8 protein-coding genes are annotated in these 11,065 nt (G+C 44.7%); 5 read left to right on the forward strand and 3 right to left on the reverse strand.

Features of this window, described 5'->3' with window-relative positions:
• Positions 1 to 392: 392 nt before the first annotated feature.
• From Pla144_RS24195 to Pla144_RS24215, 4 genes are all read left to right on the forward strand, one after another.
• Complete coding sequence (locus Pla144_RS24195; protein WP_146453285.1) at positions 393 to 944, forward strand: hypothetical protein; 552 nt, start codon at positions 393 to 395, stop codon at positions 942 to 944.
• Positions 944 to 1,357, forward strand: coding sequence for a hypothetical protein (locus Pla144_RS24200; RefSeq protein ID WP_146453286.1), 414 nt, complete (start codon positions 944 to 946; stop codon positions 1,355 to 1,357). Before Pla144_RS24195 ends, Pla144_RS24200 begins: the two co-directional genes overlap by 1 nt.
• A gap of 435 nt (positions 1,358 to 1,792) precedes the next feature.
• Positions 1,793 to 2,044 (forward strand): hypothetical protein, encoded by a 252-nt coding sequence (locus Pla144_RS24210; RefSeq protein WP_146453288.1) that lies wholly within the window; start codon positions 1,793 to 1,795, stop codon positions 2,042 to 2,044.
• 1,120 nt (positions 2,045 to 3,164) lie between these two features.
• Positions 3,165 to 3,809, forward strand: a complete 645-nt coding sequence (locus Pla144_RS24215) for a hypothetical protein (RefSeq protein WP_146453289.1) — start codon at positions 3,165 to 3,167, stop codon at positions 3,807 to 3,809.
• A gap of 325 nt (positions 3,810 to 4,134) precedes the next feature.
• On the opposite strand, the gene Pla144_RS24220 is transcribed toward Pla144_RS24215, so the two are convergent.
• Complete coding sequence (locus tag Pla144_RS24220) at positions 4,135 to 5,337, reverse strand: hypothetical protein (protein WP_146453290.1); 1,203 nt, start codon at positions 5,335 to 5,337, stop codon at positions 4,135 to 4,137.
• Positions 5,338 to 5,727: 390 nt separating this feature from the next.
• Here Pla144_RS24220 and Pla144_RS24225 point away from each other — a divergent pair, with 390 nt between their 5' ends.
• Positions 5,728 to 6,750: a DUF1559 domain-containing protein gene (locus Pla144_RS24225; RefSeq protein ID WP_146453291.1), complete on the forward strand. Its 1,023-nt coding sequence runs from the start codon at positions 5,728 to 5,730 to the stop codon at positions 6,748 to 6,750.
• A gap of 1,904 nt (positions 6,751 to 8,654) precedes the next feature.
• Here the strand turns inward: Pla144_RS24225 and Pla144_RS24230 are convergent.
• Both Pla144_RS24230 and Pla144_RS24235 read right to left on the reverse strand, forming a co-directional pair.
• Positions 8,655 to 9,509, reverse strand: coding sequence for an endonuclease/exonuclease/phosphatase family protein (locus Pla144_RS24230; protein WP_146453292.1), 855 nt, complete (start codon positions 9,507 to 9,509; stop codon positions 8,655 to 8,657).
• A gap of 122 nt (positions 9,510 to 9,631) precedes the next feature.
• A complete protein-coding gene (locus Pla144_RS24235) occupies positions 9,632 to 10,147 on the reverse strand; it encodes a hypothetical protein (protein WP_146453293.1) in 516 nt (171 codons plus the stop codon).
• Positions 10,148 to 11,065 lie beyond the last annotated feature (918 nt).

Below are 11,065 nucleotides of genomic sequence, written 5' to 3' on the forward strand. Positions count from 1 at the left end.
ACTCTTATCCCTCCCCCAAATCAATTTTTTCCCTGTAATAAACCATCCAGAAAACGGCATTGGGAATATTTTTTTTATTTTTTTTAGAAGAGCCTGAATCGGTACTTTTAGTAAGAAAACAGCGGGCAGCCATCATTCACAAACTATAGCAATGATAAAAAATACCCCATATTACTATTGGTTTTTACTGTCTCAAATCACTGTTTCAAAATCACTAAGTAGGAATCAGATTTTCGTAGTCTTATCACATATCTAACAGAGATTCAAAAAGACCCGCATATCTCCATTCTGGCAAAATTAGAGGCTTATTAAGAACGGGGAAAATCTCACTTTTGGTGTAATACATATATTAGTGGTCGATTTCGTGATATAGAAAAAGGGTTATAAAAATAATGAAAAAAGAAAAAGAAAAGAAATCTAAAGAAGAAACTAAAAGAAGTACTAAGAAGATTGTTGAATCAAGAAAAGTACAAGAAAAGGTTGCAGAAGAAATAAGAGAATTAGCTAAGACTGGAGCATATTCAGTAGAAGATTTAGCGAAAAGATATGGATATTATTCTACCTCTATCTATAGAGTAATTTCTGGCGAAAGATGGGGCGGAAGTAAGATCAATATCAGAGAAATAAGAACCAAGCAGAAGATAGCCGTCTCACACACTCTAATGAAGCTTGGAGTGCGGCTAAAAGATATTGCGGATTATTTAACAACTACTGTATCGAGCGTGTCCAAGCTATGCGTACGAAATCCAGAGGCTTATGTGGACATACCAATTCGCATTAGAAACAACCCTATAGACTTAGATGGCAAGCAAATTCGCGCTGGAAGATATATTGTTCAGCAATTGGGGCCAGATGATGTACTAATAACAAGCCGAAATGATAGGCCAGCAACACATTTCGCAAAAATCAAACAGTTAATCGGAAATGTGGAGATAGACAAATAATGACAGTATTGGAACAAGTTAGAATCCTTATAGAGAAATGGTTAAATGGGCTCGAAACAGAAGAGCAGATGATAGAGAAGAGAATCCAATCTATTAAATCTGTGGCTGATGATGGCATAAGAGCGGAACAGATATTAAAGCTAAGCGAACTTCAGCTAAAGAAACTTAAGCTTCAATCGTTATTTAACGAGATACCTAAGCAGAAAGAAGAAGATACTTTATATGCTTATTTCAGAAACTTATTTAGTGACGGATATTTTAGGCAAGAACAGAGCAAAGAAGCTGAGCTACTAAGAATCGCAGCTGAGAAAGCGAAAGATAGACTCTTCACTTTCCATCAATTTTGTGACGGAAGCTATGACCAAATATTACTAAATGAAGACTCCGTATTTTTTAACGATGAATCTAAATGAAAGCTTTTTCAACAGAACAAACACTATTGAACTCGATAAAGTACTCTGCCGAAATCGAAGATATCACTAGCTTTTGTAGATTGGTCAAGGCACATCTTAAAAATAATGGTTCTTCATCTTCATCTGTTGATAGCCAAAACTACTGGGATTTAATAGAGAAGATTAGCAAAGAAAAGATTAAAGAAAATTAAAGAAAATTTGGTGAGTGTTTTGGTGTATTATAATACAGGTTAGCTTCTGCCAAGATTACTAACCTCCTTTGCTCCGAGATTGGTCCCCCTTTCTCGGAGTTTTTTTATGCTTAGCAAAATAGAGAAAATTAGGTGTATGATATAGTGGCAAGATTGTTTGGCTACGCTTGCTCCTTAATTGTCCCCGGAAGAGACCTATTAACTCTCCCGGGGTTTTTTTTAGCCTGACTTAAAGGAGGTTTAAATGAGACCAGAAGAATATGACATGAAGAAATTTAGGGTTAAACATGGCCCGCTCCCTACAAATGGTGACACGCTCGAAATCAAAGTAAAGCGGCTGGCGAAAAAGGGCATGGATTCAACAGCGATTGCAGAATCACTTTACAAAACTAAGAACGTGAATGTCTTTGATAACAATCGCCCTCTACATACCAATGGATTTGTAAGATTTCTCGATAAGATTAAGGGGATTTTAGAGACTCAAGAGCCTGCTTAATAATACTATGCTGCTCTTTAACGTATTTTCGCGAAGTTTCGAGGTTTGGCACTCCGACGCGTCGAGGGGAATCACTTGGCGGTGGGTCTGTCGGAGTCATTCTCGACTTCTTTGGACAATTTGCGAAGCAATCTAACTAGGCGTCCAGCGTGGCGTCTAACGATTTTCCAGTCCCAAGAATCGGGCGAACTCATTTCGGGAGAGGAGCCGGACCATTTGCTTGCTCTCTCTGGAGAATTTACGGCAATGCGACATTTCACTATTGGGAATTTCCTATAGTCGCATTGCAGAAATATTAATCCCCAGCCCTCCTGAGTATGTCGATAGCTGTGACCGACTACCGCACCGGGATTCAGGTTAATTTTCCTTTCAGAGACTGTTCCCTTTGTATCTGGGTAGTAGATTGCGTAGTAAAAGAATGTCTTCTCCTGGCCGGGCGAGAAACTCATGTCAGTCCGAAGTGCATCGACATCGAGAAACGTTTTGGTCGGAGAATCGAATTCAGAATAGGCCTCCTTCACAATGGGATTCCCATCCTTGAAAACTGCCTCCAGGACGCGGTCAAGTTGAGCAAACCGAATGTTCTGAGTTGTTTGCATTATTTTGAGAACTACGTGAAGCCGATTCGGTGCTTAATTGTATTGTATTGGGACGCAGTATACCAGCCCCAGATATTGAACGCTAACACGCATCGGCTTCATCGACTCGTGCAGCTTTGTCACACTACCCCACCATGTACAGAGGTTTTATCGTCCGCCGCTAGAAACATCGATTCCGGCCAAGTTTCGGGGTTTGGCACGCCGCCGCTAGAAATGTAGATGGCAGTAAAAGCGTGAATGCCGCTCAAAGTACTCAAACCTCAAGGGATTTAACCGGGACTCAGAATTGTAGAATCTGCTAGCATTGGTACTCATCGTTCTGGGAAAGAAACTTAATGGTTTGTCTTGTCATGTTATCTGGAATGACTGTATAAAGCGGACCGAGTACTCAACCCGCAGTAACCATCAGCATGGACATATGAGGTGTCAAGATGAAGTCAACTTTATTGGCGAACTGTGCTCTCTTCAGTTGCAGTCTGGCTGTATTTCTTTCGTCGAACAGTTCTTTCGCAGAAGACACAGTGATTCAGAACGACCCATACGTGGCCCGGAAAGTTTTTTACGAACAGCACTGGAAAGAGAAGATAGAGAAATCATTGAGATTTGTAGAAGGAGCGGTTGTGAGCGTTGATGTTGAACTGACCACAGAGCTGGATAAAACGACAAAAAGCGAGATGTTTGACGGAGAGCCGATGGCTGAATCTGAAGTCACTAAGACTAGTGCCATTGAGGAAAATAATGGGGCTACAGTGGGTCTCGATGCTGAGGAAACGAAACACACCCCCCAAGCTAATAGGTCGGAATCACAAGATGAAGTAAGCGTGAAGTACATGGTTCCTACCAGTGTAAGTACAGTTTCGACAGCCGGACTCGTACCGAGAAAAGTCTCAGTCTGTATCAGTATTCCGAAAAGCTATTACGAAGCAGTTCTAAGTCACCGGCAAAGCAAGGGGATCAGATGCTCTGAAGACATGATAGAAAAAGAAGTGACCCGAAATGTTCGAGAATCCGTCGAGATTTTGGTCCCCAACAAACCGTCACAACGGTCTGCGGTTCAAGTCGTTTCTTTCGACAAGCTACCAAATTCTAAAACCCATGCTTCTTCTGGAGACCTGGGTCATTATCTTCGAATTGATGGAAGTAATGGCATCTTATTTAGATACTAAGACTACCCAAAAACTTCAGTAGGTTCTTTTTCCAAAAACCGAATCATCGAGTCGGCAGAGTACACAACGACTGAAGATAACGGCAGGCTCTCTAAGTTCATCGGTTTTATCGTCCGCCGCTACAAAAGCCCCATTTGGGGGGGGTGGGGGCTGGTTACTGGGGTGGCGTTGCGGCAAGTTCCGGGGTTTGGCACGCCGCCGCTGGATAAGGGCTACCTGACTAAATGCATCATCAGCGGTCGAACGAGCAGGAAAGCTTTGATTCCTGTGCCACCTGTTATGAAAGTTATAGGTTAAGTTACTTCGCCCCATCAGGCCAGAACATTCAGCCAATACATGTGGATTTCCATGTTTTCCTTGCAATGAGAAATAACAATACCGCAATCGCCGAGCAGGTAATTGCAATCCAATACACTGGCGTAACTTCTCGGTTCTCTGCAATCGGCCAGTAACCACGCAGCTTGTAATCACTTCCAACTATCTGCTCAACTACAGGTTCTTCGCGGCGGTGTTCGACCACCCAAGTTCCCGTCGGAAGGTCCAACTTAGAAGGGTCGAAGTGCTCGGAAGGAATTGGCTCATTTACGGCAGACCATTGTATTTGAACATCGTACTTCACAAATACATAACTCATCTTGTCGTCCGTTTTAGAGTCAAGGACAAACGGCTGGCGACTCTCGAACAGAAAATTAACCGGAATCCAAGTATCATTGATTTTCTTCCATGACACTATGTTCCGAATGACTGGTTCATCCATCCAGGTTGAGTTCTCGGTAGGGGTAGACCGCTGTCTCCCTTCGAATCTAACGGGCGTAAATCCGTTGTGAGTATCAATCCACAAGGACGTTTTTTGTAGAGCGTTGCTCCAATTTATGACCACTATGCCGCTATCACTCTCTGTTATGTCAGTTGGGCTTACGCATCGTAGTTGTGAAAGAATATCCTCAACGCGTTCGCCCTTCAGAAAGGTCGGCCATGACAATACCCCTGCGGCCCTTATGTCGAACGGAACCTCGGAAGGGTTGCGTGGCAGAAAATCTCGTGGCTTCTTGTCTATTCTTCGCGAGGCTGCAGAGTACTGTGCAGTCATCTCAAAGGTTCTTATGAACCTGCTTTCATTTGGCTTTTGGACTTGGACCGTCCACTCATTATCTTTCTCTCGTCGAGCCAGCAGCACTTGAGGTTCGGTACGGTCAAAACGCAAGTTCCCGGCGGAAACATCAAATGAGCAGAAAAATGAAGCGGAAGAAACATCTCCTTCGCCTGAGGGCAATGTATAGGTGCGACTCCCATTGGCTACGCAAACTCCGCGAATGATTTTCGCTCTCTCGCTTGCCATTTCGTCCATTACATTATTAAAGAAATCTCCTTCGCTATCGTTGACCAACTTGTCTTCAACGCCGAAGCAAGGGCATGTTGTCAAGTAGAACAATAGGCCGCTTGTGATTACAGCACCACAATTCCACACGACTTGGCCGAGTGCACAACGGGCTTGTCCGAAAGAAAAGCGTCGAGTTATTCGATTCATCGCCGCACACTCCAGATACTTTAGATAAGTGGATGGTTTTGGACATCATATCAAACATAGTGAAAACATCAGTTTTGAGCGACATCATTACAAACTAGGTGCAAACGTACTCGTGGGCCGTTTTCTTTCACGATAGGAAGGAGTGTGTTTGATAAAATCCACCGGTAGAGGCAAGCAACTACCTCGCCTGTGCAGTTTCACGGCTTTATCGTCCGCCGCTACCAAACCCCCATTTGGGGGGGGTGGGGTGGCGTTGCGGCAAGTTCCGGGGTTTGGCACTCCGCCGCTGGAAAAGTACTTTATGTCCGCACGTAGGCACAACGATATAATACGGACACCTGCATGGAGTGTAGATAGAAAGAATCCAAACCTCCTACCCGGAGTTGAACTATGAGGCAGTCGAACAGTAAAGGATTGACGCTAGTCGAATTACTGGTCGTCATTGCCATCATTGGATTGTTGATAGCACTCCTTCTACCTGCGGTTCAGGCAGCCCGAGAAGCTGCACGCAAAACGCATTGCCAAAACAACTTGAAGCAGACTGCCCTAGCCTTGCACGCGTTTCACAATGCCAACAACAACCTGCCCTCCCCCTACAATGGGACATCCCTTCTTTATCCAATCGAAGAACCGGATCTGTTTCACATGCACTCATGGCGTGCTGCCTTGCTGCCCTACGTCGAACAATCCGCACTCCATAATTCGATCGACTGGCACGCCCTGGCAACTGATCAGGTGAACGAATCGGTGGCTACCACCGTTGTCTCACCCTACATCTGCCCAAGCGGGGCATCGCCGTCCGAGAGCATGGGATGGGGGATGCGACATGAATGGCAATCGCGAGACGACAAATACCAAGCTGTTCGTAGTGACTACGATGGGTTGGCAGGTATCTATGTGTTTTTCGAAGTACCGCCTTTTGGAAATTTATGGGGTAATCCAAAGTACATACGCTGGAGTATATGGGGTTCGCCAACTTTTGCCGGCAATCAGTTTACGGGCACTGAGATACGGGTTCCAGCTCGCTTTGACGTCGGAACACTTGAAGGAGGCCTTGCTTCTTATCGTGCAGGCAAGTTCAATGAGGTAACTGACGGGCTATCGAACACCATCATGGTTGTCGAGCGTGGCGGACGTCCATTCCATATGGTGGATGGACGACCTAAAGTGACAGACGACGACCCTGCCGCGGATTACGGCGGCCAAGTTGGTTGGTCAGCAAGCGCCCCTTTTTACTGGCGTCTCAACTGGCCTGATGTTGGCATAAATCGTGACAATGAATCGGGTATCTACTCGGACCATGTCGGCGGCGCCTATGTCGCGTTAGCCGATGGATCGGCAACGTTTCTCTCTGAATCAACTGATATCGCCACGCTCGTAAAGATGATCGGGCCGACTGATGGGGAGCAGTAGTGCAAGCATTCGGATAACCAAGCCATGTACCGGCGATAGCAATCGTTAAGACGCGTCGGCTTTATCGTCCGCCGCTACCAAACCCCCATTTGGGGGGGTGGGGTGGCGTTGCGGCAAGTTCCGGGGTTTGGCACGCCGCCGCTGGATACGGCTAGCTCCGCAACCTACCTCGAAGGTTCACGCTGACGCGTCGTAAACGGAAAGTCCTTGAAGACCGAATTTGGTTTGGTTCCGGGCGTGTCTCAGCGATAACTGGCCGATTTGCAGGGACGCGAGAAGCGAGCAACAACACTAATTAGAAGGTGTGACTACGACTACACTGAGAGTTCTATCGCCGAGTTTGAAGTCCTCGAAAATGAAAGCATATTCCCCGCCGGAAACCTTGTAGGCAATCTGCAAAACACCATCCTCGTCGTAACCGCATGTAGGCTCACCAAAACTCTTGATTACAGATTCTCTTCTAGTCTCCTTACATAATTCGACGTGTTGACCTTTGAAAAGGCACTTGCCTGCGAAGGGTTTGTATCGCTTCTCGCGTGAGACAAAGTTAAGGGGGTTCGCACATTCCCACCACTTAAGCATTATGTGGTAAATCCCAGTAGTATCTGAGGAAGTGACCCAGAGACCTAGATCATTGTAGTGCAGACTTCGGCATCCTTCGCCATAGAATTCGTCCGCCGGACCAAGGCCTAATTGATTCAATTCCGTCGCAGGTTGTCGCAACCCAATTTGAGAGAGAGTCAAACTGTCAAAGTTGAATTCAATCTGTGGATTGGACGCACGAGCCCAACTTTTGGAAACGCTCCGTCTTCCAAGGAGTCTGTAGGCAACGTTAAGTGACCGCCATGTCCTGCGATTTACACGGACATTTGGTGTGCCCCAAGACTCTTCGTCCGGCTTCCGGTCTTCTGTGTGATTGGTTCCCACGGAGTGCTCTACAGCTTTGTGATTTTGGAAAGACGATAGCCCATATTGTAATCGTCCAGCTCCAAAAAGCATTGGCTGAAATCTGCGTCAGCTTCATCGTCTTGTGCAGTTTCGCACCCCCCCCTTAAGTTCCGAGGTTTTATCGACCGCCGCCACCAACGGCAGCTTTGGCTAAGTTCCGAGGTTTGGCACGGGTATGATGGTTTAATCTCCATCTATGCCTTGTTTGCGTATTCTCGATTCTCTTCTGGCTCGTAAACAAATCGCCAATACCCCACCTAATAGACCGACTATCAAAGCGGTAAAACATTCACTGATTGCATAGTAAGAATGAACGATTTTTCCAGAGACTCCGTTTATGACTCCACTGGCGTCCCTAGTAAAGGCCTCGGGGCAAAGATGCTCCGTGAGCGAGTAGAACAAGGTAGTGGTGGTAAGTAAACCGGAGAGGATGCCTTTGGTGCTGGGTACGCGAGGCAAAATAAAGAAAACCCAGCCAACAATTGCAAAAGCCGTTCGAAAAGACCTTGTCTGCCCCTCACTGTAACATGCCCCAAATGAAGCTAGAGACAACAGAACGAATGTTCCGGTAACCATAGCAGATTCCCAAATAGGCGAATGACCTCTCAGTGCTGCACAGCCAAACGCAAAGACGGCCGTGCCGATTAGTAAGTCGAGAATGGAGAACTGGAGCTTTTGCATATTCTACATCCTAGTTCTACCAACGGGAGTTCCCAAGAGCACAATTTTGCACTGAGTAAAGCCGCCAATTTATTGTCCTTGCCACGTTGGAGTGTCGAAAATACCGCATTTCAACAAACTTCCTTCAGCATGTCGATGTGGCACAGTGACGGCAGAAACGAAGTCCCAGAGAACGCGGCGGTTTTATCGACCGCCGCTACTAAACCCCCCACGAGGGGGGAGCAGACTCATACCAAGTTCCGGGTTCAATGCTTGCATGCATCAATGGATTCGTGTCAGCGGAGAAATACCCTTGCCCCCACTGGTCTGTGGTCGCTGGTCTCTCCTAAATCGGGAAAATCTCCCTCCCTCACGACCACCCATGATTTCGCTGGCCACTTAGAGTTAGCCAAAAAGACAAAATCTAATATTGAATCCGGATATTGATCCATTCTTTTTTCAAGCGGCAACAAAGGGTCTGTATCAGCCCAATTACTATCTATCAATTCCGGCTTTACCCATTGCCACACATTGCCCTCCATGAATCTTTCATAAGCCCGATTCCCCTTTAGGTTTTCAAATGCAACGTCAAAATTAAAATCTCCCAATGCTATTATTGGCAACGTTTGATTCTCAGCCCACTTTCTTAGGCCAATTGCTTGCCGGACTCTGGCCTTCTCATCCCCCCGTGCTAGGTGATTCAGTGTCACCAAGAATTTTATCTTTGTTTTTCTATCAATGAATTCAGCAACTAAGGGCGACCTATGCCGGTATCTTCCCCTTTCATCTAAAGAATTCAATTGCCAGTCACCAAATTTGTGAAGCTCATAAGCTGACAACAATTCAAGCTTTTTAGAATTAAAGGCGAGTAAAAGCCGATCATCCATGCCGGTTGAAGATATAACAGAAAGAAAAGTTGAGTTATCAGACAGGGCATCAGTAAACAGTTTGGCGGCTGATGGTGTTACTTCTGATAATCCTACTATGTCATATCCTTTTAGGGCTTTTAGCTCGTTAGCTATCGTTGCGGGGTCGGAGCCATTAGCCGGGTCTTTTGCGCTTGGTTTTCCGCTTTCTACATTCCAAGCCAAAACCCTAAGTTCGGAAAGGGAGGGGAATAATAACAAAAGAAAAATTAGTGATGATTGCATTCTATTCGGATTGTGTGTTGATATTGTTTGAAACTGCTCGTTTTGGACCCATTTAGTATTGGGCAAGGCTAATCACTAGTTATGATTTACCTGGTAGTGCACTTACCAGGCTCATCATCGATTTAAGCTGCCATCTCCAGTTCAACGTTCTTTTGTATCTTAAGCTCTCGTTCACCTGGATTTGGCTCAAGTGCAATCATTACAAAATTTTTAACCTGATCTTCGTTAGCACTAGTATCAGGAAACACTCTATCAACAATTGAGGATTCACCAACGTTTGTAGCTAGCTTAAAACCACGCACATTTGTCCAAGCGACGGCCCAATTGTGTAAGACGGTTTTATCGAGAAGACTCTCAGGGGGCAGAAAGTACCCAATAATAAAAGCAATTATTCCGAAATCTGGGACATCTTCTACCCATAGTATTATTCCATGACAAGAAACAAACTGGTTGCCAACAACTGAAAGATGGTCTTGCCATTCTTCAGAACCCTCCTTTTCTTCAGAGAGTTTTTCTAGGGCACTATTTTTAATGCCCTGCAACCTCCTTATAGTTAAACGATCAGCATATCTATGAACCGAGAGCAGTTGCCCGATTTCATTCTCGTATAGATACATGTTACAAACTGTGAGACTCATAATTTTTTTCTCCTAATTAAAAAAAGTTAAAACCTCCGCCGATAAATTCGGCTAAAAGAGGGCGCGCATTTATAGCGCAAAAACAACTGTTGATTTTCCTGCCAGAATGACAGGCTTTTCAGAAGTTCGCTAGGAAATGCTGTCGACTGGGCATTTGTCTCTCGAACTTGAAAATTATTAAACCACGGAATGGCCACCTGTCAATACTTTTTCGGCCAAGAATCTCCAATTTTCATTGACAAGCGGTGAGAGAGCCGCTATTCAACAAAAAAGAGAGATTGGTGCATACTTACTACTAATTATTGTTTTACAAATGAGAAGTTAGATGACTACAAAGAATCAGCTCATGTTATTGGTGTAGATTATGGAATTAGAACCGATGAGCCTTGGTGTAATTTTGTTGTGTGGGCTGTAACCCGATTTCCTCAGCCTATAGAGGGACAAGTTGATAAACAAATTGACCATGAAGTAAGCCCAGATGAAAAGGAAGAAGGCAACCCGCATCACTAAATACCTTGCCATCACCAATTATAACTAATGGATTTCTAAGATTTCTGAATAAGATTAAAGCCATACTTAAAGAGTAGTGGCAATACTATTTTTTTGTTGAGTGATTATTTTTTATTGTTATTATTCTGGGGTGGTCCAACTATATCTATCCTTTTGGGACACTCATATTCATAAGTGCAGGCCCCCGCGTTTTGAGACAGACCATCAAAGTACCTATCTATTAGAAAAACACCCTTAACCCCTCTATTAATATAGTGTTTTCTCATCATCAATATTCAGAGCAGCTTAAAAAAATATAACTAAAAGCTACTATGCTCTCTATTTTTCTAGGCTAATTCTTAAGCCTTACGAATAGATATAATCATTGATTCTTGCTATATTAAGGCATCAACAAAACGAGACCCCGCT

Origin of the sequence: Bythopirellula polymerisocia (assembly GCF_007860015.1) — a bacterium.
In the GTDB taxonomy this organism is placed as follows: domain Bacteria; phylum Planctomycetota; class Planctomycetia; order Pirellulales; family Lacipirellulaceae; genus Bythopirellula; species Bythopirellula polymerisocia.

What these genes read in the sequence shown, in the direction of transcription:
- Pla144_RS24225 (WP_146453291.1), top strand. Translation starts at nt 5,728, where the DNA reads ATGAGGCAGTCGAACAGTAAAGGATTGACGCTAGTCGAATTACTGGTC.
- Pla144_RS24235 (WP_146453293.1), bottom strand. Translation starts at nt 10,147, where the DNA reads ATGAGTCTCACAGTTTGTAACATGTATCTATACGAGAATGAAATCGGG.
- Pla144_RS24200 (WP_146453286.1), top strand. Translation starts at nt 944, where the DNA reads ATGACAGTATTGGAACAAGTTAGAATCCTTATAGAGAAATGGTTAAAT.
- Pla144_RS24195 (WP_146453285.1), top strand. Translation starts at nt 393, where the DNA reads ATGAAAAAAGAAAAAGAAAAGAAATCTAAAGAAGAAACTAAAAGAAGT.
- Pla144_RS24230 (WP_146453292.1), bottom strand. Translation starts at nt 9,509, where the DNA reads ATGCAATCATCACTAATTTTTCTTTTGTTATTATTCCCCTCCCTTTCC.
- Pla144_RS24210 (WP_146453288.1), top strand. Translation starts at nt 1,793, where the DNA reads ATGAGACCAGAAGAATATGACATGAAGAAATTTAGGGTTAAACATGGC.
- Pla144_RS24220 (WP_146453290.1), bottom strand. Translation starts at nt 5,337, where the DNA reads ATGAATCGAATAACTCGACGCTTTTCTTTCGGACAAGCCCGTTGTGCA.